Origin of the sequence: Cupriavidus sp. WKF15, assembly GCF_029278605.1 — a bacterium.
Taxonomy (GTDB): domain Bacteria; phylum Pseudomonadota; class Gammaproteobacteria; order Burkholderiales; family Burkholderiaceae; genus Cupriavidus.
Genome location: NZ_CP119573.1, coordinates 1,732,402 through 1,757,788 on the forward strand (window position 1 = coordinate 1,732,402; position 25,387 = coordinate 1,757,788).

The 25,387-nt window shown below is 66.5% G+C and carries 18 protein-coding genes and 1 pseudogene; 4 read left to right on the forward strand and 15 right to left on the reverse strand.

What is annotated here, in order from left to right:
* Window positions 1-10: 10 nt before the first annotated feature.
* The 7 genes from CupriaWKF_RS25285 to CupriaWKF_RS25315 all read right to left on the reverse strand — a co-directional run bounded on the left by CupriaWKF_RS25285 (window position 11) and on the right by CupriaWKF_RS25315 (window position 7,853).
* Entirely contained in the window at window positions 11-2,116 is a 2,106-nt protein-coding gene (locus tag CupriaWKF_RS25285; protein ID WP_276101183.1) for an acetate--CoA ligase family protein, read from the reverse strand.
* Between the two features lie 26 nt (window positions 2,117-2,142).
* Entirely contained in the window at window positions 2,143-3,129 is a 987-nt protein-coding gene (locus CupriaWKF_RS25290) for a tripartite tricarboxylate transporter substrate binding protein (protein ID WP_276101184.1), read from the reverse strand.
* Between the two features lie 69 nt (window positions 3,130-3,198).
* Window positions 3,199-3,552, reverse strand: a complete 354-nt coding sequence (locus tag CupriaWKF_RS25295; RefSeq protein WP_276101185.1) for an OB-fold domain-containing protein — start codon at window positions 3,550-3,552, stop codon at window positions 3,199-3,201.
* Entirely contained in the window at window positions 3,549-4,694 is a 1,146-nt protein-coding gene (locus CupriaWKF_RS25300; protein ID WP_276101186.1) for a thiolase family protein, read from the reverse strand. The genes CupriaWKF_RS25295 and CupriaWKF_RS25300 overlap by 4 nt, the downstream gene beginning before the upstream one ends.
* A gap of 1 nt (window position 4,695) precedes the next feature.
* Window positions 4,696-5,937 carry an ABC transporter substrate-binding protein gene (locus CupriaWKF_RS25305; protein WP_276101187.1) on the reverse strand — a complete coding sequence of 414 codons (1,242 nt, stop codon included), beginning with the start codon at window positions 5,935-5,937 and terminating at the stop codon, window positions 4,696-4,698.
* A 40-nt stretch (window positions 5,938-5,977) separates the two neighbouring features.
* Entirely contained in the window at window positions 5,978-7,033 is a 1,056-nt protein-coding gene (locus tag CupriaWKF_RS25310) for a cyclase family protein (protein ID WP_276101188.1), read from the reverse strand.
* A gap of 1 nt (window position 7,034) precedes the next feature.
* Window positions 7,035-7,853, reverse strand: coding sequence for a helix-turn-helix domain-containing protein (locus CupriaWKF_RS25315; protein WP_276101189.1), 819 nt, complete (start codon window positions 7,851-7,853; stop codon window positions 7,035-7,037).
* Between the two features lie 442 nt (window positions 7,854-8,295).
* Here CupriaWKF_RS25315 and CupriaWKF_RS25320 point away from each other — a divergent pair, with 442 nt between their 5' ends.
* The 3 genes from CupriaWKF_RS25320 to CupriaWKF_RS25330 all read left to right on the forward strand — a co-directional run bounded on the left by CupriaWKF_RS25320 (window position 8,296) and on the right by CupriaWKF_RS25330 (window position 12,844).
* A complete protein-coding gene (locus CupriaWKF_RS25320) occupies window positions 8,296-10,407 on the forward strand; it encodes a 3-hydroxyacyl-CoA dehydrogenase NAD-binding domain-containing protein (protein WP_276101190.1) in 2,112 nt (703 codons plus the stop codon).
* A gap of 87 nt (window positions 10,408-10,494) precedes the next feature.
* On the forward strand, window positions 10,495-11,745 hold the full coding sequence (locus CupriaWKF_RS25325; RefSeq protein WP_276101191.1) for a CoA transferase: 1,251 nt from the start codon (window positions 10,495-10,497) through the stop codon (window positions 11,743-11,745).
* Window positions 11,746-11,866: 121 nt separating this feature from the next.
* A complete protein-coding gene (locus CupriaWKF_RS25330; protein ID WP_276101192.1) occupies window positions 11,867-12,844 on the forward strand; it encodes a tripartite tricarboxylate transporter substrate binding protein in 978 nt (325 codons plus the stop codon).
* Between the two features lie 99 nt (window positions 12,845-12,943).
* On the opposite strand, the gene tssE is transcribed toward CupriaWKF_RS25330, so the two are convergent.
* The 8 genes and pseudogenes from tssE to tssB all read right to left on the reverse strand — a co-directional run bounded on the left by tssE (window position 12,944) and on the right by tssB (window position 22,633).
* The gene (gene tssE, locus CupriaWKF_RS25335; protein ID WP_276101193.1) at window positions 12,944-13,378 is read right to left on the reverse strand and encodes a type VI secretion system baseplate subunit TssE; all 435 of its coding nucleotides are present in this window, start codon (window positions 13,376-13,378) and stop codon (window positions 12,944-12,946) included.
* A complete protein-coding gene (gene tssH / locus CupriaWKF_RS25340; RefSeq protein WP_276101195.1) occupies window positions 13,375-16,080 on the reverse strand; it encodes a type VI secretion system ATPase TssH in 2,706 nt (901 codons plus the stop codon). Before tssH ends, tssE begins: the two co-directional genes overlap by 4 nt.
* A gap of 101 nt (window positions 16,081-16,181) precedes the next feature.
* The gene (locus CupriaWKF_RS25345; protein WP_276101196.1) at window positions 16,182-16,667 is read right to left on the reverse strand and encodes an Hcp family type VI secretion system effector; all 486 of its coding nucleotides are present in this window, start codon (window positions 16,665-16,667) and stop codon (window positions 16,182-16,184) included.
* Between the two features lie 6 nt (window positions 16,668-16,673).
* Window positions 16,674-18,414 (reverse strand): annotated as a pseudogene (locus CupriaWKF_RS25350) (OmpA family protein).
* Between the two features lie 10 nt (window positions 18,415-18,424).
* Entirely contained in the window at window positions 18,425-19,075 is a 651-nt protein-coding gene (locus CupriaWKF_RS25355) for a DotU/TssL family secretion system protein (protein ID WP_276101197.1), read from the reverse strand.
* Window positions 19,072-20,418: a type VI secretion system baseplate subunit TssK gene (gene tssK, locus CupriaWKF_RS25360; protein WP_276101198.1), complete on the reverse strand. Its 1,347-nt coding sequence runs from the start codon at window positions 20,416-20,418 to the stop codon at window positions 19,072-19,074. Before tssK ends, CupriaWKF_RS25355 begins: the two co-directional genes overlap by 4 nt.
* Before the next feature lie 120 nt (window positions 20,419-20,538).
* Window positions 20,539-22,086, reverse strand: a complete 1,548-nt coding sequence (gene tssC / locus CupriaWKF_RS25365; protein ID WP_276101199.1) for a type VI secretion system contractile sheath large subunit — start codon at window positions 22,084-22,086, stop codon at window positions 20,539-20,541.
* A 31-nt stretch (window positions 22,087-22,117) separates the two neighbouring features.
* Window positions 22,118-22,633, reverse strand: a complete 516-nt coding sequence (tssB, locus tag CupriaWKF_RS25370; protein ID WP_276101200.1) for a type VI secretion system contractile sheath small subunit — start codon at window positions 22,631-22,633, stop codon at window positions 22,118-22,120.
* 283 nt (window positions 22,634-22,916) lie between these two features.
* On the opposite strand from tssB, the gene vgrG reads away from it, so the two are divergent.
* Complete coding sequence (gene vgrG, locus CupriaWKF_RS25375) at window positions 22,917-25,385, forward strand: type VI secretion system Vgr family protein (RefSeq protein ID WP_276101201.1); 2,469 nt, start codon at window positions 22,917-22,919, stop codon at window positions 25,383-25,385.
* The last annotated feature ends 2 nt before the right edge of the window (window positions 25,386-25,387 follow it).

Sequence of the window (25,387 nt, forward strand, 5' to 3'; positions counted from 1 at the left end):
CGATCGGTCGTCAACGGCCCTGACGCGGGGCTTCCGCCACCTCGAGCAGCGCATCCAACACCACCACACCGTCGGGGTTCGCCATGACCGGGTTGAGGTCGACGGAGTGAATGGCGCCACCGGCCTCGTGGACCAGTTCGCCCACCTGTACGGCCAGCCGGCACAGGGCTGCAATGTCCACGGCCGGCTCGTTGCGCACGCCCAGCAGCAGCGGGGCGATGCGCAGACCGGCCAGCGCCCGTTCTACGTCCGCCTCGCGGCAGGGGGCGAGCAGCACGGCAGTGTCGCGCAGCACCTCGACATACTTGCCGCCGTCGCCGACCACCAGCACCGCGCCGAACACCGGGTCCCAATGCGCGCCGATCATGCATTCGCGCTGGCCGCGCGCCATGCGCGCGACCACGACGCCTTCACACGTCACGCCCATCGACTGCAGCTTGCGGGTCTGGGCCGTGAAGGCGCCGGCAACCGCTTCCGGATCGTTGCAATGCAGGGCCACCAGCCCGTGCTCGCTCTTGTGCGGCACCTGCGGGGAGCTTGCCTTGACCGCCACGGGCGCGCCGATGCGTTGCCAGGCGGCCACCGCGGCATCGACGTCATGGCAGACGTAGTGCTCGACCACCGGCATGCCGGCCGCCACCAGCCGGGCGAGACTTGCGGCCTCGCTCATCGTCGTGCCTGCAGCAGCGATCGGCTGCGCGTGGCGCGCCGGCACCGGCGGCTCGCCTTCGGCGGCGATCTGCAGCAGGCGTTGCTGGTGCGAGACCAGTTGCGAGAACGCCGACAGCGCTTCGGCGCCGCTGGCGTAGGTCGGTACGCCGGCTTCGCGGAATGCCTCGGCCACCGGCTCCTGCCAGGCCGCGACCGCGATGGGCTTGCCCGCGGTGTCGGCAAACGCCGCGGCGTCGCGCGCGAAGCGCGACACGTCGTAGCCCATGCCGGAGACCGGGATGTCGAGCAGGAAAAGGTCGGCCGAAGGGTCCCGCGCCACTACGGGCAGCACCTCGCCAAACAGTGCGCTGTTGGTGAGCAGCGCCGCGGTGACGTCGACCGGGTTCGTGGTCGTGGCAAAGCCGGGCAGGCGTTCGGCGAGCGCGGCCCGGGTAGTGCCGGACAGCGGCGCCAGCGTCAGTCCGAATGACTGCGCCGCGTCGGCCGCCATGACGCAGCTTGCGCCCGAGTTGCTTATCACCACCAGCCGGCGCCCGCCGGCATCCCAGCCACGCAGGTACATTGGCGCGCAGCGCGCCAGTGCGTGCGCATCGTCCACGCGCCAGATGCCATGGCGGGCAAGGAAGGCATCGACGGCGCGGTCTTCGTTGGCGATCGCGCCGGTATGCGAGGCCGCGGCGCGCTGGCCGTCCTGCGATCGTCCCGCCTTGACCGCCACGACCGGCACGTTGCGGGCCCGCGCCACGCGCGCGGCTTCGGCCAGCATCTCGGGATCGGTCAGGCTCTCCAGGTACAGCAGTACCAGCCGCACGCCGGGATCATGCGCGACGGCCAGCGCCAGTTCGCTGACCGTGACATCGGCCTGGTTGCCGGTGGCGTGCATATGGCGCACGCCGATGCCCTGTCCGCGCAGCAGCCCGTAGACCATGGCCGCCACGCCGCCGCTCTGGCTGACCACGGCCACCGGACCATCCTGCGGCGGCACCTCGATGAACATGGTGGAGAAGCTGGCGATCGCGCCGCTGCCGAAGTTGGCCAGGCCCTGGCTGTTCGGGCCCACCAGCCGCAGGCCGGCAGCGCGCGCGGCGCGCACCATCTCGTCCTGCTGGCGGCGGCCTTCCGGGCCCGCCTCGCCGAAACCGGAGGCGATCACGATGGCCGCCGCCACGCCGAGCCGCGCGCAGTCGTGCACGGCCTGCACCGCGGCCTCGCCGGCCACGATGATGATGGCCAGCTCCGGGACTTCCGGCAGCGCATCCAGCGTGGGGTAGGCGCGCAGGCCCTGGATAGCATCGCGCTGCGGATTGACGGGGTAGAGGGTACCGGCGTAGCCGTGCGTCTTCATGTAGTGGATGGGCCGGCCGCCGATCTTGTGGATATTGTCGGAGGCACCGATCACGGCAATCGAGCGAGGGGAGAGCAGGGGCTGGAGCGGGGCAGTCATGGCCAAGGCGTAAGTGGTGATGAGAGTCAGTCGATGGTGGCGCCCGAGGTCTTCACGACCCTGGCCCACTTGTCGATCTCCTGCCCGATGAAGCGGGCGGTGGCGGGGGGCTCGGTCCATTCGGCGGCGAAGCCCTGCGAGGCAAAGCGCGTGCGTACGTCCGGATCCTGCAGCACGGCCTTGAGTGCGCCGTTGAGCGTGCCGAGGACCGCGGGCGGCGTGCCGGCCGGGGCCAGCAGTGCGTTCCATGCGCTGGCCTCGTAGCCGCGCAGGCCGGCCTGCGCGATAGTCGGCGTGTCAGGCGCGGCCGGCGAGCGCGTGGCGCCCGTGATGGCGAGCGCCTTGAGCTTGCCGTCACGCACGAAGGGCATGGCCGACAGCATGGTGTCGAACATCACCGTGGCCTGGCCGCCCATCACATCGGTCAGCGCGGGCGCGCTGCCCTTGTACGGCACGTGCGTCATATGGATGCCAGCCATGCTGTTGAACAGTTCCGCGGCGAGATGGGTCGATTGGCCGTTGCCGGAGCTGGCAAAGGTGACTTGTCCCGGTTTGGACCTGGCCAGCGCGATCAGCTCGGCCACGTTGCCGGCCGGCGTGGCTGGCGCGGTCACCAGCACCAGCGGGCCGCGCGTGAGCATGCTGACCGGCGCGAAGTCCTTGCGCGTGTCATAGCCGGGCTTGCTGAACAGCGTCATGTTGATGGCGTGCGCGGTGGTGGCGACCAGCAGCGTGTAACCGTCCGGCGCGGCCTTGGCCACGGCTTCGGCGCCGATATTGCCGCCGGCGCCCGGCCGGTTCTCCACCACCAGCGGCTGGCCGAGTTTGTCGGTCAGCTTCTGCCCGACCACGCGGGCGACGATATCGGTGGGACCGCCGGGCGGATAGGGCACCACCAGCCGGATGGGCTTGTTCGGGAACGTTTGTGCGTGCGCCGCCGGCAAGGCCGTAGCGGACAGGGCCAGACAGGAAAGCAAGGCGAGCGCGTGCAGCCGGGATCGTTTCGGTGCCAAGGAGTACTCCGGTTGTGGATGCCGGTTGGGACGGGGCGGGCGCTTGCCGGCAAGGCGCCAAAGGTGGCGCTATTCGCGCCGGAAACGCAGCAGCGTGCCCTCGCCGAAGCGCAGGAACCCCGCCCGCACCCGGTCGCCGATGGCCACGCCGGGCTCGGCATGGCCCATCACGCGCGGGCCTTCGTCGAGCGTGGCCAGCACCAGCGTGTAGGGCGCGAGCGCGCGGAAAGCTTCGTCCGGCGCACGGCTGATCTCGGTCACGGCGTGGACTGTCGCCAGTCCGACGGCATCGCGCCAGCGTAGTTGCACGCCACCGCAGGCGCGGCACGCGTGGCGCTCCAGCGGCTGCCATGCCCCGCAGTCGTCGCAGCACTGGTAGCGCACCACGCCGGCGTCCAGGCCGGCGGTGTAGGGATGGGTCATGGCATGGCCTCCAGCACCAGGCTGACGTGGGACGACAGCACACCGCCATCGGCGTGGAACAGCGCGCGCCGGCGTGTGCCCGCCTGGCGTGCGCCGGCACGGCCCGCGAGCTGGCGCGCGGCTTCGACCAGGTGCATCAGGCCGCCGGCCACGCCCGAGTGCCCGAAGGCCAGCAAGCCGCCATGCGTATTGAGCGCCAGCGCGCCGTCGGAGCCGAAGTCGCCGGCGCGCAGCCGCGCATGCGCCTGCCCGCGTCCCGCCAGCCCGAGTTCTTCCAGCAGCATGACCAGCGTGATGGTGAACGAGTCGTAGATCGCCAGGTAATCGATGCCTTCCACACCGCCGCCCGCCTCGGCAAACGCGCGCCGCGCGGCGTCCGCGGCGCCAGTCTGCATGACGTCGTCGATCGCACTCAGGTGCTGGTGCCGGTGCGCCTGCCCCGCGCCGGCGATGCGCACCGGCGTGCCGGGGCCGGGCTCGGCCGACACGATCACAGCGACCGCGCCATCGGAGATCGGACAGCAATCCGACAGGCGCAGCGGCGTGGCGATGGCACGCGCTGCACGTGCATCGGCCAGCGACAACGGTTCGCGCAGATGCGCATCCGGATGGCTGGCGGCGTGCTCGCGCATCAGCACGGCAAAGTCCGACAGCGCATCGGCATCCACGCCGGCTTCATGCAGGTAGCGTGAGGCCAGCAGCGCGTAGTAGGCCGGCACCGATGCGCCATTGGGCACCTCGGCATGCGGTTCGCCGACCTGCGCCAGCGTCTGGATCGACTGGTCGCGGCTCTGGCCGCTGAGCCGGTTTTCACCGGCCGCCACCAGCACGTGGCGGCAGCGGCCGGCGTGCACCAGCTCGTGCGCGAGCATCGCCATCACGCCGCCGGTGGCGCCGCCCGCAGCCACGCCGTGCGCATAGGCCGGCGTGAGCGAGGCGTACTCGCAGAAGCGGTCGGCCAGCATCAGGTGCGGCAGCGTGGTGGCATAGCCGCACAGCACGCCGTCGATGTCGGCGCGTGCCAGGCCGCTGTCGGCCAGCGCGGCATCGGCGGCCTGCGCCATCAGCGTCAGCGGCGTGCTGCCCTCGATGCGGCCGAAGCGCGTGTTGCCGGTGCCGCGAACGTAGCTTGTCCCGGCCATATCAGCGCTTGAGCAGCGGGCATTGCGACTTCGATACCGGCATGAAGGCCTGGTCGCCCGGCACCGTCGCCAGCACCTTGTAGTAGTCCCACGGATACTTGGACTCCGCCGGGCTCTTCACCTCGAACAGGTACATGTCGTGGATCATGCGGCCGTCTTCGCGGATGCGGCCATTCTTCGCAAAGAAGTCGTTGATCGGCATGGACTTCATCTTCTTCATCACCGCGGCGGTTTCGTCGGTGCCCGCGGCCTGCACGGCTTTCAGGTAGTGCATGACCGATGAATAGGCGCCCGCCTGGCTCATGTTCGGCATCTTCTTCACCTTCTCGAAGTAGCGCCGCGACCAGGCCCGCGTGGCGTCGTTCATGTCCCAGTAGAAGGCCTCGGTCAGCACCAGCCCGGCGGCCGTCTTCAGGCCGATCGCATGGATATCGTTGATGTAGAGCAGCAGGCCGGCCATGCGCTGCGCGCCGTTGCGGGTCAGGCCGAATTCAGATGCAGCCTTGATCGCGTTGACGGTGTCGCCGCCCGCATTGGCCAGGCCTACCACCTGCGCCTTGCTGGCCTGTGCCTGCAGCAGGTAGGACGCGAAGTCGCTCGCGCCGATGGGGTGGCGCGCGGCGCCCAGCACCTTGCCGCCGGCTTCGTTGATCACCGCGGTGGCCGACTCCTGCAGCGTGTGCCCGAAGGCATAGTCGGCGGTCAGGAAGAACCAGGTCTTGCCGCCACGCTGCACCATGGCGCGCGCGGTGGTATTGGCGAGCGCATAGGTGTCGTACGCATAGTGCACCGACACCGGCGTGCACAGGTCGTTGGTGATGCGCTCGCTGCCGGGGCCTGAGAACACCACGATGTGGTTTTTCTGCTTGGCTACGTCGAGCACGGCCAGCGCCGGCGCGGATGCCGCCACGTCGAGGATGGCATCGACATGGCCCGTGTCGAACCATTCGCGCGCCTTGTTGGCGGCGATGTCCGCCTTGTTCTGGTGGTCGACCACCACCAGCTCGATCTTCTTGCCCAGCACCTTGCCGCCGAAGTCGTCGATGGCCATCTGCGCCGCGGTGGCGCTGCCGCGGCCGGTGACGTCGGCGTACAGGCCGCTCATGTCGAGCAGCATGCCGATCTTGACCATGTCGTCGGAGATTGCTGCCGCTGGCTGGGCCTGCGCGGCGCCGCAGGCAAGCGCGGCAGCCATGGCGAGCGTGCCGGCGGCCTTGCGGAACATCGAATGGCGTAGCTTCATGTCGTCTCCCTGGCTCGTTGTGTAGTGTCGTGTGAGGTGGTCAGACCGTGGCGATCGGTGTCACCGGCGAGCCCACCGCCCCCGGCAGGCGCAGCGGCGGCGCGGTGAGCTGGAAGCGGGTGCGGCCATTGGCGCGCAGCCAGTCGGCAAGTTCGCGCAGGTACCACAGCTCGCCCAGCGGCAGGCCCAGCTTGAACAGGCAGTGGTGGTGCAGCGGCAGCAGCGGGTGGTGCTTGTCGCCATCGGGCGCGGGGCGGGCCGGGTAGCGCTCGACCGCGTAGTTGTCGGCAGCCAGCGCGGCAATGCCGGCATCGGTGATCCATTGCAGCAGCTTGTCGTCGCGCCCGTCGAGCGCGCAGCAGCTGTGGTGCAGCACCGCTTCGTCGGGCTCGCGCTGCATCGACAGCACGATCTCGGCAAAGCCGGTGCGCAGCAGCAGCGTGTCGCCGGGCTCGACCTCGGCCTTGGTGGCGTCCATGGCCTGCATCAGGTCGTCATAGCCGACGTTGCGGAAGTCCATGCCAAAGGTGTGGGCCAGGTCCACCAGCACGCCGCGGCCCTGCATGCCACTGACCGCGAAGTTCTCAATGCCCAGCGCCTGTGCAGCGCTGTGATCGTGGCCGCAGGGGTGGGCCGCGAAGTGGTCGTCCTCGGCGTAGTCAACGGGGCCGACGATATGCTCGTTGGCGCGGTAGCCGTTGTAGTAAACGCGCTCGGGCCTGCCGTCGCCGTCGGCATCGAACAGCGCGCCCACGTGCGCCAGCGAATCCCACTGCGTGCTGTACTGCAGGCACATCAGCACCTGGTCGTCGCTGAGGACATCGATGGCGGCCGGATCGATCTTCGCCAGCGGGAAATTCACATACGGGATGTCATCGCGGAAGGTCGGGCGCAGCACCGGCGGGTGGCGACGTGGGTTGAGCTTGTTGCCGCCCGGGTAGTCGAGCGGCAGCGACAGGCAGAAGCTGAGTCCGGCCTGCACCTCGCGCGCGCCTTTCACGACCTGCTCGGGGCCGATCAGGTTGATGCGGCCGAGCTGGTCGTCGGGCCCGAAATCGCCCCAGTTGGAACTTTGCGGACGTTGCTTCCAGCGCATGTCATGCCTCCTCTCGGGCGCGTGGCCGGGCGGCCGGCCGTTCTCGTTGTGTGTCGGGGGGAGCGCCCGTTTGCGGGCGCCAGGTCTGGTTGAAAGCTTCGGCTTCACGCCGCAGCGCGCGCGCCATGGCGGCTTCGCGGTCGGTGATGCGCTCATTGAGCGCGGCGATGCTGATCGCGCCAAGCGGGTAGCCGTCGGGGCCGCGCAGTGCGATGGCGATCCCGCCCATGCGCTCGACCACCACATCCAGCAGCACCGCGTAGCCGCGTTCGCGCGTGGCCTGTATATGGCCGAGCAGCATGGACCGGCTGAAACGCGGATAGCGGCGCATGGCCGGCGCGATGCCGTCGAGCACGGCCTCTACCTCCGCATCGGGCAGGGCGGCCAGCAGCGCCAGGCTGCCCGCGCCGATGCCCAGCGGCCGGCGGCTGCCGATCTCCAGGTAATTGGCGCGGATCGGGAAGTTGCCCAGGCGCAGTTCGATGCAGACCGACTCGCAGCCGCTCGGCACGGACAGGATGGCGCTGTCCTGGAAGGCATTGGCCAGCCGGATCAGCGCGGGCCGGACCAGCGGGCGCAGGTCGGTGCGCTGCACCGTGGTGGCATGCAGCGTCAGCCATTCCGGGCCGGGCATGAACGCCTTGGTGGCCGGGTCGCGTTGCACCATGCCTTCCGCCACCAGCGTTTCCAGCAGGCGCAGCGCCGACGCCTTGTCGACGCCGGCGGCGTTCGCGAGGTCGGTCAGGCGGCTGTTGCGGGCATCGGTCAGCGCGCGCAGCAGGCGGCAGGCCTTCTGCAGCGAGGTGCTGGGAGTGGTCACGCCGGTTGTCTCCTTTGTCAGGCTTTCAACTGGTGAAACCTGTAGGAGCGGTTATAGGCCATGCAGCAAGGCTGGTCATTCTGCGGCGCGGAAAAATTTCGCCGGCTGAAACTGCGGGCCGGGCTGCTTCTGCTGGGAATGCGGGTATGCCGCGGAATCCGCGCGATGCGGCGGCGTGCCGGGGTGCGCGGGAAGAATTTGCTCTTTGGGAAGCGAAGGACTGAGATACCGTTTGGACGCATCGCAGCCTGATATTGCTGTCCAGCGGCACTGATTAGTGCTCATCCACGCACCTGAAGGACAGATATCATGGCGCAAACGCCTCCCTTCGGAAGGATCGAGCCAGCGTCAAATTATATTTGACATTTTGTCAATGGCCTTTGGGATTGTATAGCCAGCTTATCGAGGCAAAATGCCGGGTTGACCTCAATCGGAGACAACCATGACCAACGAAGCTTCCGTCGTTCGCGCTCTTCGCCACGGCGACGTGCAGGTGATCAGCATCTGCAACCCGCCGGTCAATGCGCTGGGCGTGGCGGTGCGCCAGGGCCTGAAGCAGGCGATCGAGCAGGCGCAGGCCGATGCCGGCGTGCGCGCCGTGCTGGTCGTGGGGGAAGGCAAGGCCTTCATCGCCGGCGCCGATATCCGTGAATTCGGCAAGCCGCCGATGCCGCCGTCGCTGCCCGAGGTCTGCAATCAGATCGAAACGAGCGGCAAGCTCATGGTCGCCGCCATCCATGGCCCGGCGCTTGGTGGCGGCCTGGAAGTCGCCATGTCGGCGCACTATCGACTGGCGCTGCCGGCCGCCAAGCTGGGCCTGCCCGAAGTCAACCTGGGCCTGCTGCCCGGTGCCGGCGGCACGCAGCGTGCGCCGCGCCTGATGGGCGCGAAGGCCGCTGCCGAACTGATGCTCAGCGGCAAGCACCTGTCGGCCAAGGCCGCGCAGGCCGCCGGGCTGGTCGATCGCCTGGCTGACGGGGATGATCCCGTGGCAGCCGGCCTGGCCTACGTCAACGAACTGCTCGGCCAAGGCGCGCCGCTGCGCCGCACGCGCGACCTGGCCATTGCCGATAAGGCGGCCGCTCTGGCCGAACTCGATGCGCTGCAAGCCGATACCGCGAAGAAGAGCCGCGGCCTGTTCTCGCCGCTGAAGATCGTCGAGTGCGTGCGCGCGGCCGTGGAACTGCCGTTCGACGAAGGCCTGGCGCGCGAGCGTGCGCTGTTTGTCGAATGCCTGAACAGCCCGCAGCGCGCGGGCCTGGTCCACGCCTTCTTCGCCGAGCGCGAAACCGCCAAGGTGCCCGAGGCGCAAGGCGCCGCGCCGCGCGCGCTCAGCCGCGTCGCCGTGATCGGCGGCGGCACCATGGGCGCGGGCATCACCGTGGCCGCGCTGGACGCGGGCCTGCCGGTGGTGATGATCGAGCGCGACGCCGAGTCGATCGCGCGCGGCCAGGCCAACGTCGAGAAGGTGTACAACGGCCTGATCGCCAAGGGCCGCATGACCGAAGAGGGCAAGGCCGCGATCCTGGCGCGCTACACGCCGAGCACGTCGTACGACGCCATTGCCGACGTGGACCTGGTGATCGAAGCCGTGTTCGAGGACATCGAGGTCAAGAAGGCCGTGTTCCAGCAGCTGGACCGCGTGTGCAAGCCCGGCGCCGTGCTGGCCACCAATACTTCGTATCTCGATATCGACGCGATTGCCGGCAGCATCTCGCGCCCGCAGGACGTGATCGGGCTGCATTTCTTCAGCCCTGCCAACATCATGAAGCTGCTGGAGATCGTCGTGCCGTCCAAGGTCAGCGCCGACGTCGTGGTGACCGCGTTCGAACTGGCCAAGCGCATGAAGAAGATCCCGGTGCGCGCGGGCGTGTGCGACGGCTTCATCGGCAACCGCATCCTGGCCATCTACAAGCAGGCCGCCGACTACATCATGGAAGACGGCGCCAGCCCCTACGAGATCGACGAGGCCGTGCGCGGCTTCGGCTACCCGATGGGCCCGTTCCAGGTGACCGACCTGGCCGGCGGCGACATCGGCTGGGCCACCCGCAAGCGCCGCGCCGCGACGCGCGACCCGAAGGCGCGCTATGTCGAGGTCGCCGACCGCATCTGCGAGCGCGGCTGGTTCGGCCAGAAGACCGGCCGCGGCTTCTACCTCTACCCGCAGGGCGCGCGCGTCGGCCAACCCGACCCGGAAGTGCTCGCCATCGTCGATGCCGAGCGCCAGAAGAAGGGCATCGTGCCGCGCAAGTTCACGGCCGAGGAAATCATGCGCCGCTATATGGCGGCCATGGTCAACGAAGGCGCCAAGGTGGTGGAAGAGGGCATCGCGCTGCGTCCGCTGGATGTCGACGTGACGTTCCTGTCCGGCTATGGCTTTCCGCGCTTCCGCGGCGGCCCGATGAAGTACGCGGACATGGTCGGCCTGCCGAAGATCCTGGAAGATATCCGGACCTTCGCCACGGAAGACCCGCTGTTCTGGAAGCCGGCGCCGCTGCTGGAAAAGCTGGTGGCGGAAGGCAAGGATTTCGCCAGCCTCAACCAGGCACGCTGATATGCGCGGCGCATGACGCCCGCCTGGCCACAGTAGTTCATTGCGACGAGGCCGACCCTGCCTCGTCGCAGCCCATGGAGACGAGCAATGCAAACTACAACGGAACAATCCCAGGGCATCGACTTCCCGCTGGAAGGGGTGCGTGTGCTGGACCTGTCGCGCGTGTTCGCGGGGCCGCTGTGCGGCCAGGTCCTGGCCGACTTCGGTGCCGAAGTAGTCAAGGTCGAACACCCGGGCCGCGGCGACGATACGCGCGACTGGGGCATGCGCATCGGCAAGACCGAGACCACGTACTTCAACAGCATGAACCGCAACAAGCGGTCCATCACGCTGGACCTGCAGAGCAAGGAAGGCGTGCAGATCGTCTATGACCTGCTGCCGCAGTTCGACGTGGTCATCCACAACTTCAAGACCGGCGGCGCCGAGAAGCTGGGCCTGGGCTATGAACAGCTCAAGGCGATCAAGCCCGAGCTGATCTACTGCGCGGTGTCTGGCTACAACACCAGCGGCCCCGAGGCCAAGCGCCCCGGCTACGACCTGGTGATCCAGGGCGAGGCCGGCCTGATGGCGCTCAACGGCGAAGCCGACACGCCGCCGCTGAAGTTCGGCGTGGCCGTGGTGGACCTGATGACCGGCATGTACGCAGCGCAGGCGGTGCTGGCCGCGCTGTTCCGCCGCGAACGCAAGGGCAAGGGCCAGCTGATCGAAATGGCGCTGTACGACTGCGGGCTGATGGTCACGGGCTACTATGGCCTGGACGCCATGCTGCTGGGCCGCGACCCGGCACGCTATGGCAATGCCCATCCGTCGATCGTGCCCTACGGTATGTTCGAGTCCGCCGACGGCCCGCTGATCATCGCGGTGGGCAACAACAGCCAGTTCGACAAGTTCTGCCGCCAGGTCATCGAGCGCCCGGACATCGTCGAGGATCCGCGCTATGCGACCAATGTCGAGCGGGCGAAGAACCGCGAGACGCTGACCCCGCTTATCACCGGCCTGATCCGCAGCTTTAAGCGCGACCTGCTGCTCGAGCGCATGACGGCCTGCGGCATCCCTTGTGGCAAAGTGGCCGGCCTGCACGAGGCGCTGACCAGCGAGCGGACCCGCCAGGGCGGCCTGCTGCGCGAGATGCCGCACCCGGTGGCCGGCAGCACGCATGTGTTCGCGCCGCCGTACCGCCTCGACGGCCAGCGCCTGCCGATCCGCAGCGCGCCGCCCACGCTGGGCGAAGGCACGCGCGCCGTGCTGCAGAACCTGCTTCAGCTGAGCGACGAGCAATTGCAGGACCTGCAGGCGCGTGGCGTGCTGACGCTGCCGGAGACCCCGGGCAACGCCTGAGTATTTGCGCCGCGCGGACGTCATGACCGTTGGCGCGGCCAGGCCCGGCAAGGGGGCCCAATGGAGACCTTGCACTGACTCAAACCGGAACAATAAAGTGCGCATTCGAAATTTCACCCGTATGGTCCACTCCCGCCGCCGCGCCATCCTGGCACTGGCCGCGGCACCGCTGCTGGTCAGCAGCGCGTTCGCGCAGGCGTGGCCGAGCAAGCCGATCAAGCTGGTCGTGCCGTTCCCGCCGGGCGGCCCCACGGACACCGCGTCGCGCATCGTCGGCCTGAAGCTAGGCGAGGCCCTCAAGCAGCCCGTGATCGTGGAGAACCGCGCCGGTGCGTCGGGTTCGATCGCGGCCGCGCAGGTGGCCAAGAGCCCGGCCGACGGCTACACGCTCATGATGCTGGCCACGCCGACGCTGCTGGCCCCGCATCTGTACCGGAAGGCCGGTTACGACACGATCAAGGACTTCACGCCGGTGGCCACGGTCTATGACCTGCCCATCGTGGTCGTGGTGAACCCCACGCTGCTGCCGAACGTGACGGACCTGCCGAAGCTGATCGCGCAGGCCAAGGCCCAGCCCGGCAAGCTCAACTACACCAGCTCGGGAGCCGGCAGCTTCGGCCACCTGAGCATGGAACTGCTCAAGCAGATGGGCGGCTTCGAGATGCAGCACGTGCCGTACAAGGGCGGCGTGCCGGCCATCAGCGACACCATCGGCGGCCAGGTGCCCATCATGTATGCCGACCTCGTCGCCGCGCTGCCGCACATCCAGGCTGGCAAGCTGCGCGCCATCGCGGTCGGTTCGCCGCAGCGCGTGGCCATGCTGCCGGACGTCAAGACCATCGCCGAGCAAGGCTTCAAGGGCTATGACGCGGTGTCGTGGGGCGGCTTGCTGGCGCCGCCGGGAACGCCGAAGGATGTCGTGGATCGCGTCTCGACCGAAGTCGGCAAGATCCTGGCTGACAAGGATGTCCAGGACAAGCTGCTGAAGGCCGGCGCCATCGCCAACTATCAGGCGCCGGCGCAGATGGGCCAGCGTATCCGCCAGGATTACGCCAAGTGGGGCAAGGTGATCCGCGAGAAGGGGATCGCGGTCGAGTAAGCGCGGTTGGGAGCGTTCTCCCACAACGCGACAGAGGTTGCCCGCATGTTTGCGCCCGTCTCCCGCTTGCGGGGGACGGGCGCGCTATCGGTCGTGGAGTCATTCACGATCGCGGTCGGCCTTCAGCAGTTTGAGCCGCGTCTGTCCGTCAGGTGTGAAGTGCGTGCCGAACCGCACCAGCCCGGCCTGGTGCAGGTGGCAGCTCATGGTGAAGCTGAGCAGCATGCCCGGCTCGGTCTCCTCGATCGTGAGGTCGACCGCCTCGAGCCTCGGTTCATAGCGCAGCAGCGTGGTCTCGATTTCGCGCTTGAGCGTGTGCGCCGAGGCCGGCAGGTGCCGGTAGATGCGGGACAGATCGCCGAGGCCATAGTCCGGCAAGTGGGCCAGGCCACCGCGGCGGCTGTTGAGGATGCGCTGGATGTTGTCCTGTATTGACAGGAAGGTCTGCGTGGCGGCGTCGAACTCGTCGATCGCGACCCCGTTCGCAAAGAATCCGGTCACCGCCTCGAAGAGGCCCGGCCCGCCCCTTGTCACGCACTCGCCTCCGTGGTGACGGATGCTTCCTCGAAGATCAAGCCGATGCCGTCTTCCTCGGAGAACGACAGATGGATCGGCGCCGGCGCCTGCCTGTCGGCCATACGCACCAGCAGCTCGCGCGACAGTACCGGCAGGATCTGCTGGTCGAGCAGGCTGTCAATGTTGCGCGCGCCCGAATCGGGCAGCAGACAGGCCCGCACCAGTTCGGCCACCAGGGAATCATCACACCGTAACGGCACGCCATAGCGACGCGCGATCCGGTCGGCCACCTTGCCAAGCTTCATCCGCACGATCGTGGCCATGGCCTCGGCCGACAGCGGACGATACACGACGGTCTGGAAACGCGCGAGCAGCGCCGGCTGGAAGTGGTCGATCAGCAGCGGACGGATCGCTTCCATCAGGGTGCCGGCCGGGAGTTCGGCAGCGGCCTCCGCCGCGGCATCGGTCGCCGCCAGAAGCTGTTCGCTGCCCAGGTTCGAGGTCATCAGGATGACGGTATTGCGGAAGTCGATCACCCGGCCTTCGCCGTCGCGCATGAAGCCGCGGTCGAAGACCTGGTAGAACAGGTTCAGTACTTCGCGGTGGGCCTTCTCGACTTCATCCAGGAGAACGATGCTGTAAGGGCGCTGACGGACCGCCTCGGTCAGCACGCCGCCTTCTCCGTATCCGACGTACCCCGGCGGCGAACCCTTCAACTGCGAGACCGTGTGCGCTTCCTGGTATTCCGACAGGTTGATGGTGATCAGCGAGCGCTCGCCGCCAAACATCAGATCCGCCAGTGCACGGGCTGTTTCCGTCTTGCCGACGCCGGAAGGCCCGACCAGCAGGAACACGCCCAGCGGCGCATCCCCGAATTTGAGTCCCGCCTTGGCCGCCCGCAGGCTCTTGCCAAGCGCGGCCAGCGCCTCGTCCTGGCCGACCACTACCCGGCCCAGACGCGCTTCCAGCTCCAACAGGTTGGCCAGCTCGCTGGACAGCAGACTATCGACCGGTACCCCAGTCCAATCGGCAATCACCTGGGCAATGGCCGTCTCGTCGACCTCCGCGTGCAGCAGCGCGGGGTGGCCCTGCCTGGCTAGCGCCTGGTGCGCGGCCTGGATCGACGGCACCAGATCCCGGCGGACCGACTCATCGGTGGCCGCGTGCCATTGAGCGCGCAATGCGATCAGGTTCCCGGCGGCGCGTTTCTGTTCGGTGAAGGCGTGCGAGAACGCGTTCAACTCGCTGGCCAGCGCGGCCAGCCGGGCATCGATGGCCGCCAGCCTAGCGCCGGCCTCGGCACCGGTGGCGTCGCGGTCCTGCAGCAGGGCAGTGCGCTCGACCTCGAGGGCCGCGCGCTCGGCTTCGCAGGCGGAAATGGCGACCGGTGTGGCCTCCAGGCTCATGCGCACGCGCGCGGCGGCGGTGTCGAGCAGGTCGACGGCCTTGTCCGGCAACTGGCGCCCGGTGAGGTAGCGGTGCGACAGCCGGACGGCTGCGGCGACGGCCGCATCGGTGATGTGTACGCCGTGGTGTCGGGCATACCGCTCCTTCAGGCCGCGCAGCATCAGGCAGGCGTTCTCCTCATCGGGCTCGTCGACCTTGACCATCTGGAAACGACGTTCGAGCGCGGCGTCGCGCTCGAAATACTGCTTGTATTCGGACCAGGTGGTGGCCGCAATGGTGCGCAGTTCACCCCGCGCGAGCGCGGGCTTGAGCAGGTTCGCGGCATCGGCGCCACCGGCGGTATTGCCCGCGCCGATTAGGGTGTGGGCCTCATCGATGAAGAGCAAGGTCGGGGTCGGGGATTGCTGCACGGCCTCGATCACATTCTTGAGGCGCTGCTCGAATTCGCCCTTGACGCCTGCACCGGCCTGCAACAGCCCCAGGTCCAGCGTCAGCACGCTGACGTCCCGGATGACGGCGGGCACATCCCCTTCGGCGATCTTGAGCGCCAGCCCTTCCACGAGCGCGGTCTTGCCCACCCCCGGCTCGCCAACCAGGATCGGGTTGTTCTTGCGCCGCCGTGCCAGGATATCGACCATCTGGCGAATTTCGACATCGCGGCCAAACACAGGGTCGATCTTGCCGTCGCGCGCCTTCTGCGTGATATCGGTGGTGAAGCGGGCCAGCGCGGAGGTGTCGGCCTGACCCGGCATCGGCCTCGGCGGGGCTGGCTCCGGCATTGGCGAATCGGGAGCTTTTCCATCGGCACCATGGGCAACGGGCGTAACCGCCTCGACGGAGATCTTGTTCAGTTCGTGCGTCAGGCGCTCGATCTGCGCGGCCGACACGGACAGGAGCGGCCACGCATCGGGTGCGCGCAGCAAGTACGGCGACTCGGCCAGCGCGGCGAGCAAGTGCGCGGAACGGATGGATTTCGACTCGCCGGGTGCCGTCGCTTCGAGCGATGCGCGCATCCAGGCGATCTCGAGCCACTGGCCGACGCGCTGCGAGAGGCCGGGCTTGCCGCGCAGATCGTGTGGCAGCCGGTCGATGGCGGCCAGCAGCGCGTTCCAGATGCCGTCGACATCCAGTTCATAGCGCCGCAGGATCGCCAGCAGGTCGCCATCGCCCAGCTCCAGCAGCTTGATCAGCCAGTGCTCGACCTCGATATCCCGGTGGGCACGGGCTTCGCAAAGGCTGGCGGCATCGGTGAGGGCGCGGGCGCAGTGGTCATTCAGGCGACGCAGGAACGGGGATAGATCGCGGGCAGTCATGGGCGAAGCGGGGAACGCGGGGAGAGGACTGGGGGCGCGCGGACCACGACATGTCGTCCGCGCGAGATGACCAGCCGGTAGCAGGCACCGGCAGCAGCGTCTTACGAGCGCTCGTTCCAGCTGTCGGCGTGGATGATGTTGCCGTCCTTGTATGACCAGGTGATTTTTTCGTAGCGCAGCTCGATGTCTTCGAGGTGGTTGTGCTTCTCGTAGGCCGGGTTCTTGATGTCCAGCATCTTGGGCGTGACGCCGACCACCTTCACGTTTTCCAGCTTGGTGTTGAAGTACTCCTTTTCCTTGCCCGCATCGTCGATCTTGTACCACTTGATCTCGATCGACTTAAGGGTCTGGCCGCTGGTGACCGCCTTGTACAGGTAGGGGGTCGAGGCGTCGGTTTCCTTGGTGAACACGATCGGCTTGTGTACGCGGGTGCCGGTCAGCTTGCCGGTGTTGGAATCGGTCGGGATGTTGACAGCGTGGTCGAACGCGACCACTTCGACGCTGCCTTCGCGGCCGGACACGGTGACCGAACCCTTGACATCGGCGCCGCCATCGTCCTTGATCCACATGTATGCGGGAATTGCCATTGCTTTCTACTCCTTTTGCTGGAATGAACAGGCCGACTGGCCAGAGGTTGTCCGATTGTCGCGATGACCATCGCGGCAATCGGGGATAAGCGTGATCTCGACCCGGCGGTTCGCAGAGCGCCCCGCTTCGGTGTCGTTGGCGGCCGTGGGACGGGTGTCGCCATAGCCTTGAATTGCAAAGTGGGTGAGCGGCAGGTCGGCTGCATCCGCCAGCCAGTCGCGCACCGAGGCGGCACGTGCCTCGGACAATTTGAGGTTGCTGTGCGGGTTGCCGATGGTGTCAGTGTGTCCGGCCACCAGCACGCGCTTGTCCGGGTGAGCCTTGATCATCTCAAGCGCGCCGATCAGTACCCGGTTCGATCCGGGGTTCAGCACGGCGCTGCCGCTCCTGAAGAGCGACAGGCTGTCGAGCTCGATGGTCGCAGGCGGCGGCGCAGGCGGCTGATATGCGGCGATCAGGGCATTGAGCGGCGACAGCAACGGGGCGCCGCGATAAAAGCCCAGGCCCAGACGCGGTGGTACACCGGCGCGGCCATACTGCTCGAGCTCGTCACGATCGCGCTTGATGGCCTGCAGCGCATCGACACGCGCGGCGTCGTGCTCGACGCCGATCGCGCGATAGCGGGCCATATCGGCCATGACGCGTGCGACCAGTGCCCGGTTCTGCCAGGCCGAGGCCGTGCAGGCGGCGCAGAAGGCCAACGACAGCCAGGCAAAGGCGTGCGCCAGGGCGCGCGGAAATGTCCGCCGCACCGGCTGCAGAGCGATGCCCCGGATCAGGGGCGCTGGCAGCGGGTAAGCGGCACGGCTGCCGTCCCTGGGGAGCCGGCCAAGCGCTGTCGTTTGTTCGCTGAAGCGGGCAAGCAGCGAGTCCGCAGCGGGGACGCCGGCGACGCAGGTCACGCCGAAGGCCGTGACGTGCACCGGGCGCCCGTATCGAATCCCATTGCGGAAGCTATTGCGCTGGCTGTCGACAAGAGCTGGCAGCAGCGCGCCAGCGGCCCATCGTGCCAGGGCATCAAGTCGCGCGGCGCGGTGCATTCGGGCCTCGCGGTCGGCAGGCCCGGCGGCCTGCGCATACAGCAGAGCGTGCGCGGCGACGAAGTCCGGCAGGGCATCCGCCGGCACCGCCTCAGTGCCCGACATTCCGAACCAGGGACAGTCGTCAGGCGTGCAGTTGGCCTCCTCGGCATACACGGCGAGGCAGACCGGCAACGCATAGCCGAGCGCACGGCTGGCCTCGTCGACGGCCGAGCGCCAGCGCCTGATGCCGGCGTTCAGCGCAACCCCCATCGTTCGCCTGGTCGGCGCCAATCAGGCAGGCGACGGCATCCGGGCCCTGCCCCTCGCGCCATCGCTTGAGGGCATCCGCCACGTGTGCCAGCCGGGTCGGGTCGTCAACACGCACCCAGATCGCGGTGTCGGTGATGCGAACCAGAGCCTCGCCGAAGGCCAGCGCCGGGGCGCCGGCCGCAACTCCCACGGCCAAAACCAGTGGCGTATTGCGCCGGGTGTCTCCCGGCAGCGCGTCCAGTGAAGCCCTGACAGAATGCAGGACCGGGTCCGCGGCGCGGCGCCGTGCACGCCGCCGCAGAGTGGCCGCAAGGATCGCCAACAACGCCATGACGATTGTGAAGGCGGCGAGCAGCAGATTCCATTTCGACGCCCACGGCGAACTGAATGCCAGCCAGGCGAGCGCCAGTGCCGCGAGCCAGGCAAACAGCATACGGTAGGGGTAGCCGGTCACGAATGCCCTCTCAGCCTGCAAGGCGGGCGATCGCCGCGGCCAGCCACCGGTCCAGAGCAACATAGACAAGGCCCGAGCCAACGCATGCGATGGCCACCCAGGCAAGCGGCGACAGGTGGCGCCACCGGGACGTCTTGCCGACGGTCACCAGCACCGGGCCGGATGCCTCCTGCACGCCGGCGTAACCAAGGCGCTCATCGATGGCGCGCATGAGCGCGGCGCGGGCACTGGCTCCCTTCAGCGCAAACCGGCCTTGAAAACCCAGCCCGAGGACGGCGTGGAACACGGCGAGCAATGGCAGCACCGGCTGCGGCTCGGCCAGGCGCCGCTCGATGCGGGTGATCAGCGCTTCACCGGCGTCATGGCTCTGGAACTGCGCCACTTGCAGGGGCTCGCGCTCCCAGGCGTCGCGGTCGGTGCCTTGCAGCCAACGCAGCGCGACCTCGTCCAGCAAGGCGCATTGGGCATAGGCGGCATCCTCGACGACATCGGCTGGCTGGCCCTTCGCCGAGAATTCCTCGCGCAGACGGGACACTTGTTCCAGACACCTCGTACGGAACGTCTCGAAGCCAGGTGCTGGCCTGGCAGCGTCGGCGAGCGCCGTCACAGTCAGCGCAGTGTCGCGCAGGGCGCGCGGGAGCATCATGGCGGAAGATCTCATGCCGGCAATACCGCGAAGAGTTCGAGCGACACGTCCGGCAGCGAGGCCGGCACGTAGAACTGGCAGGCCCGCGCGTCCAGCATGCGCTGGAAGGCCGGGTGGGCGCTGTCGAGTGCAAAGTACTGGTTCTCGATGCGCACGGGGATCGCAGCCGGCAGGCGCGACATCGCGCGCAGCGGGATACCCGGCAGGGCGGAGTTGACAATCTGTGCCACCTCGTCCGGCGCCCCAGCCTTGCACAGCCGAGGCAGTTGTTCGAGCAGCGCGTGGGCGGGCAGCCCGGCTTGCACGGACAGGTAGTACTCGGCACCTTCGACCAGGCGCTCGTCAAGGATCTTGCCGACCCAGACCGTGGGCCGGGTGCGCTCCAGAGCCACTGGCACCACGCGTGACGGGATCACCGTGTCAAGCAGCGCGCGGATCAGCGATTCCAGTTCCGAGAAAACCGGCTCGGGGGCGAGGTGATCATAGGCCGGGATGGCCTGCAGCGTCTCGGTGGTGGAGAAGGTCAGCAGCGCCCCGGCCAGGCGCGCCAGGACGCCGTAAAGCCGTTCGGGATGCTGCTGTGGCGCGGTGCACAGGCGCGCCAGCTCCGGCCAGCTGCTGTTCACGCTGTGCAACAGCCAGAAGAGGGCCACATCGGCGACCGCGTAGTCGGCGATCTGGTCGGAGCGCTCGCGCCGGCGCACGGCCAGGCTCGCGCTTTTGGCGATCAGGATTTCTGACAGCCGGCTCATCCGCTCTGTAAGCCGGTCGCTGGCCGACAGGAAGAGGCAGGGCGGTACAAAAGCCGGATCGACTTCGAAGCGCCCCTGCGGGGTGCGCACCAGCCGCGCAATCGGGCAGGTCACATAATCGCCGTGTTCCTCGAAGTCGAAGAGAAGCGCGAGCGCATGCCGCTCGACGCTGATTTCTTCCTTGCCTTCCCCGTGCAAGTCGGCGACTTCCAGGTATTCGCGCACGAAACGCCGCGGCCGGGCGGGCCGTTCCCGCGCCTCCACGCAGTTGCCGCCTTGTGCGTCAACAAGTGCCAGGCCGACCAGCACCACCACGGCGTCGACGGTAGCCGGGACATCTCCCAGGTCGCGCGCCGGGGGCGTCAGGTCGGCAGTTTCCGTATCGATGACGGTGCCGTCCGGCAGCCGCAGGACGAGAGAATTTGCCGACAGCCGATGGATGGGCAAAGCCTCTCGGTCGAACGCGATGCGGACAATGCCCCACGGGTCGGGACTCGCCATGCGTGCGACCTGCTCGTCGGCATACCGGTCCCACAGCGCCTGTTGCTGGAAATGCTGCGGGGTCATGAAAATGCCCTGTGCCCACAGCGGTCTTGTTATCTTCATCGTGCTCGGCTGGTACGCGGAAAGGAACCCTTTCCGCATGGGAGGTGCCGCACGGTGGCTGTAGAGCCAGCGTGCGTCGGAACGTCGTCATATCAGCGTTTCAGGAACGGCCGCGGCCGTTCAGTTCTTCGCCTTGGGCATCTGCGATACGAGCGACAGATTGATGTCCATGCCCTCGATCTGGAAGTGCGGCACGATGAAGAGCTTCACGCGGAAGAAGCCGGGGTTGTCCTCGAGATCCTCGACCAGGACCTTGGCCTCGCGCAGCGGGTGCGAGGCCTGCAGCTCGTCACCCGGATCGGTCATCTCGGTGACGAGCGTCTTGATCCAGGTGTTCAGTTCCAGCTCCAGCAGGCGGCGATCCTTGGTGGTGCCGATGTTCTCGCGCTGAATCAGCTTCAGGTAGTGCGCGATCCGCGACAGCAGGAAGATATATGGCAGGCGCGCATTGACGCGGCTGTTGGCGGTCGCTTCCCTGGTGTCGTAGAGCGCCGGCTTCTGGGCCGAATGGGCGGAGAAGAAGCACGCGAAGTCGTGATTCTTGTAGTACGACAGCGGAATGAAACCCAGATTGGCGAACTCGAACTCGCGCGTTTCCGGGATCAGCACCTCGGTCGGGATCTTGGCCTGGTTGCCGGTACCCAGGTCATAGAGGTGAATCGGCAGGTCCTCGACCAGGCCGCCGGCCTGCGGGCCGCGGATCTGCACGCACCAGCCGTTCTTGATAAAGCTCTGCACCATGTTCGCGGCAAAGGCGAACGAGGCATTGGCCCACAGGTAGCGGTTGTGATCCGGACCCTTGACGGCTTCGGTGTAATTGAAGGCGCGCACCGGCACGGTCTCGGGACCGTAGGGCAGGCGGGCCAGGAAGTTTGGCAGCGTCAGGCCAATATAGCGCGCGTCGTCCGACTCGCGGAAGCTCTTCCACTTCAGGTATTCGGCGCGATCGAAGTAGTTGCCGATGTCGCGGATGCTGGCGACTTCTTCCATCGACTCCTTGCCGAAGAATGCCGGCGAGACCGAGCCGATGAACGGCATGTGGGCTGCGGCCGAGACCTTGGAGAGGTTGCGCAGCAGGGCGATATCCTGGGCGCTGCGGTCGAACGCATAGTTCGAGATGATCGAGCCGATTGGCTCGCCGCCCGGCGTGTCGTATTCCTGGATGTAGGTGTGCAGGTACAGGCCGCTCTGGATGACCTCGGGGGTGTCTTCGAAGTCCTGGCGCAGCGCGTCCTTCGAGACATCCAGCACTTCGATCTTGACGTTCTTGCGGAAGTCGGTCCGATCGACCAGGAACTTGAGACCGCGCCAGGCCGATTCGATCTGCTGGAACGTGTCGTTGTGCATGATCGCGTCCAGCTGGCGGCTGATCTGCTGGTCCAGATGCGCGATATGGAAATCGAGCAGGCTCTTGTCGAGGCGGTCCACCTGCTGCGACGAGTCCTGGATCATCTTCAGGAAGACGTTCATCGCCTGGGCGACGCGTTCATCCAGCGACGATTCGGAGAGCGCATCGGCGCTCTGGAACGACTCCATCGGACGCGTGGTCGTGACCGGCATCAGGTGGATCTTCTCGCACAGGGACTCGTAGACGCTCTTGCCTGGCGCATCCAGGACGACGGTGCCGGTTTCGCCATGGGCGCTCGCGGCGATTTCATGCTTGGTCATGGGGCTGATTCCTCAAGGAAGACGGTGACAGTTACTGGGCGGACGGGGAAGCCGGAGCGGCCTGGCCGATCTTCTGCAGGTCGGCGCGCAGCCGCTCGGACAGGGTCGGGTCCTTGAGGATTTTTTCGAGTTCGCGGCGGAACATTGCGTTGTCGAGCAGGTTCGACTTCAGGTCGCGCAGCAGATTACGTGCGGCCATCAGGGCGCGCAGTTCGGGCACCTTCCCCGCCACCACCTCCGGCCTGAAGTCGTCCATCGACTTGAAGTCGAGATCGACCGGCAGTTCGGTGCCATCGCCAACGAGGGTGTTCTCGACTGCGATCTTCGCCCTGGGGTTGAAGTCGGCGAGGACCGAATTGAAATTGTTCTTGTTGATGGACACCTTCTCGCGCTCCGCGAGCGCCCGCGTGTCCTGACCGTTGCTGTAGTCGCCCATCACCAGCAGCTTGAGCGGCAGTTCGACCTTCTTCTGCGCACCGCCGGTATGCAAGTCCAGCTTGATATTGACTCGTGCCTTGGGCACTTCGTTTTGAAAACTTTCAGCCATTCTTTGGATCCTTTTTAATTCTGTCTCTAACGATTGCTAAGGCTTCAACAACGATCAGTACGGCGAATTTTCTTGATTAGTACCACGCTGTCTGCTGCGGAAATATAGGACTTTTTCAGATCTGCACAGAATGTTGATTCAGATCGACGATTTGTGCGAAGACGACGGAAGAGGGATTACGGCAGCAAGCAAAAGCGTCTACCGTGGGCGGCCAGACGCTGTGTGTCGAGCGATGCATTGCCTGTGCAGAAAGTTCGATCACACTGATAACGGAGCGCAAACCATGGCGGATCTGGGAAAGGAACGGAAGCCTTATGGCGATTCGCTGCCCAGGGGACTGACCGGTCGGCAGGCGTACTTTCTGAAGGTGGCCGGCACGGCAAGCGCGGCGGCGCTGTCGGTGATGTCATTCGAAGCGGTGGAGCGGATGGGCGAGCCCTATACCGTCACTGTTCAACTGACGCACCCGCTGGCGCTTGACCGAGCCGACTATCTGGGCAAGGAAGCGACTTTCCTGATCGATCCCGCCGACGGCAGCGATCCGCGCAGGTTCGCCGGCTGCATCACGCACTTCAGCGAGACCAGGCGGACTCGCGACTTCTGCGGTTACGAGATTGTGGTCGAGCCGCTCATCGCGCGCTTGCGCCTCACCCGGGCTAGCCGCATCTTCCAGCAGCAGACCGCGCCGAAAATCATCGAAGCGATTCTGCGCCGGCATGGTTTGAAAGGCCACCAGTTCGTCTTCAAGCTTCGCCGAACATACCCGCAGCACAAGTTCCGGCTCCAGTATCAGATGACTGATCTGGCATACCTTCGGTTGCTGTGCGAGCAGGAGGGCCTTTACTTTTACTTCGCGCCGGGAAAGTTCGGCGAGACGGTGGTGTTTGGCGACGACATCGACCACTACCTCTACCAGCCGGAACTGCGCGTGCCGTATCGTGAGACGGCGGGACTCGAGTCGGGCCAGGAGACGGTGTTCTCGATCAAGACCCATGCCAGGACGATCCCCGAATCGTTCCGGGTGGCGGACTTCAATCCAGACAAGGCGTGGGAACGCCCCACTGGCGAAGCCAATGTCGCGCGCAAGGAGAAGACGACCTACGGTCAGTCCTATGTGTATGGCACCCACCATCTGGAATTCGACGACGCCAAGTGGGAGGCGCAATTGCGCCATGAGGCAGAGTTTGCCGGCCAACTTGTCTATGCGGGGGAGAGCAATGTCCTCGCACTGTGTCCGGCGCGCATCCTGCGTTTGGACCTGGCGCTGCCCGACGCGCCAAACGGGCAGGTCATCACGCAGGTCATCCATCGCGGCGCGCGCGACGCGGCCTACCGCAACACCTACAAGGCCATTCCTTCGGACCGGCGCTTCCGCCTGCCGCTGGACGAAGACAAGTGGCCGAAGATCCAGGGGACGCTGAGCGCCCGCATTACCTCGCCGGGCCAGTACAAGTATGCCTACCTGACCCAGGACGGCCACTATGTCGTCCGCTTTGATTTTGACTTTGACGCCTGGCCGAACGGCGGCGAGAGCGTTCCACTACGACTGGCCAAGCCGTTTGCCGGGGCGCTGCAGACGGGATTCCACTTCCCGCTGATCGACGGCACCTATGTGGACGTGGCCTTCCGCGACGGCAATCCCAACAAGCCGTACATCGCCAGTGCGCAGCACAACAGCCAGCATGCGGACTTGATCACGAGTCAGGATCGGTGGCTGTCGCGCAACGTGATCCGCACGCAGAGCAACAACAAGCTGCGCATGGAGGACTGGGAAGGGCAGGAGAGTATCAAGCTCTCGACCGAATATGGGGGCAAGACCCAGCTCAACCTGGGCTATCTCGTTGACCATCAGAAGAGGAAGCGCGGCGATGGCTTCGAACTGCGCACCTCAGGCTGGGGAGCGATCCGGGGTGGCAAGGGACTGTTCCTGTCGGCTGATGACCAGCCGAATGCAAGCGGGCAGCAACTTGATATGGACGCCGCACAGGGCTTGCTGCAGCAGGCGCTCCAGCAAAGCGAGGCGCTGGCCTCGGCCGCGAAAGCCGCACAAGCCATCGCAGCCGACTACGGCAGGCAGAAGGTCCTGCTCGACGACACGCTGAAGAAGCTCAAAAAGGCTGGGATTCTTGTCAGTGCACCGGCTGGCATGGCGCTCGCATCGGGCGGCGACCTGCAATTGAGCGCGGCAGAGAACCTGATCGCCACATCTGGTGGCAACACCGATCTCAGCATACTCAAGCGTTTGACGGTTGCGGCAGGAGAGCTGGTATCCATCTTTGCGCAGAAACTAGGCATTAGATTGTTCGCAGCAAGAGGGAAGATTGAGGTCGAGGCACAGAGCGACGAGATGCGGCTGCTTGCAGACAAGAATATGACCATCACCAGTGCAAACGGGCGTGTCGTTATCGAGGCCAAGGAAGAACTGCTGTTCAAGTGTGGCGGCTCTTATCTTCGCATGTCATCGACGGGGATCGAGGATGGCACGCGAGGGGAGCGGACGATCAAATCCGTTGCATTCAGCCGCCAAGGGCCGAGTTCACTGGCCCAGGAAATGAATACGTGGAAGCACGCGAACTTCCATGACAGCTACGTGATTCGCAACCCTTCCACGGGGGAGCCGCTTGCCAATACGCGTGTCGAGATCCTGCGTGGTGACGGCATCAAACTCAAGATGATGACGGACTCGGCTGGGAAAACGCCGCTCCAGAAGAGTTTGTTTGTCGAACCCCTTCGTATCAGACAGATGGACTGATC

Coding starts and splice junctions, on each gene's coding strand:
- CupriaWKF_RS25355 (WP_276101197.1), bottom strand. CDS start 19,075: ATGAGATCTTCCGCCATGATGCTCCCGCGCGCCCTGCGCGACACTGCG.
- CupriaWKF_RS25305 (WP_276101187.1), bottom strand. CDS start 5,937: ATGAAGCTACGCCATTCGATGTTCCGCAAGGCCGCCGGCACGCTCGCC.
- tssK (WP_276101198.1), bottom strand. CDS start 20,418: ATGAAGATAACAAGACCGCTGTGGGCACAGGGCATTTTCATGACCCCG.
- CupriaWKF_RS25325 (WP_276101191.1), top strand. CDS start 10,495: ATGCAAACTACAACGGAACAATCCCAGGGCATCGACTTCCCGCTGGAA.
- CupriaWKF_RS25285 (WP_276101183.1), bottom strand. CDS start 2,116: ATGACTGCCCCGCTCCAGCCCCTGCTCTCCCCTCGCTCGATTGCCGTG.
- CupriaWKF_RS25300 (WP_276101186.1), bottom strand. CDS start 4,694: ATGGCCGGGACAAGCTACGTTCGCGGCACCGGCAACACGCGCTTCGGC.
- CupriaWKF_RS25330 (WP_276101192.1), top strand. CDS start 11,867: ATGGTCCACTCCCGCCGCCGCGCCATCCTGGCACTGGCCGCGGCACCG.
- tssC (WP_276101199.1), bottom strand. CDS start 22,086: ATGACCAAGCATGAAATCGCCGCGAGCGCCCATGGCGAAACCGGCACC.
- tssB (WP_276101200.1), bottom strand. CDS start 22,633: ATGGCTGAAAGTTTTCAAAACGAAGTGCCCAAGGCACGAGTCAATATC.
- CupriaWKF_RS25345 (WP_276101196.1), bottom strand. CDS start 16,667: ATGGCAATTCCCGCATACATGTGGATCAAGGACGATGGCGGCGCCGAT.
- CupriaWKF_RS25295 (WP_276101185.1), bottom strand. CDS start 3,552: ATGACCCATCCCTACACCGCCGGCCTGGACGCCGGCGTGGTGCGCTAC.
- vgrG (WP_276101201.1), top strand. CDS start 22,917: ATGGCGGATCTGGGAAAGGAACGGAAGCCTTATGGCGATTCGCTGCCC.
- tssH (WP_276101195.1), bottom strand. CDS start 16,080: ATGACTGCCCGCGATCTATCCCCGTTCCTGCGTCGCCTGAATGACCAC.
- CupriaWKF_RS25320 (WP_276101190.1), top strand. CDS start 8,296: ATGACCAACGAAGCTTCCGTCGTTCGCGCTCTTCGCCACGGCGACGTG.
- CupriaWKF_RS25310 (WP_276101188.1), bottom strand. CDS start 7,033: ATGCGCTGGAAGCAACGTCCGCAAAGTTCCAACTGGGGCGATTTCGGG.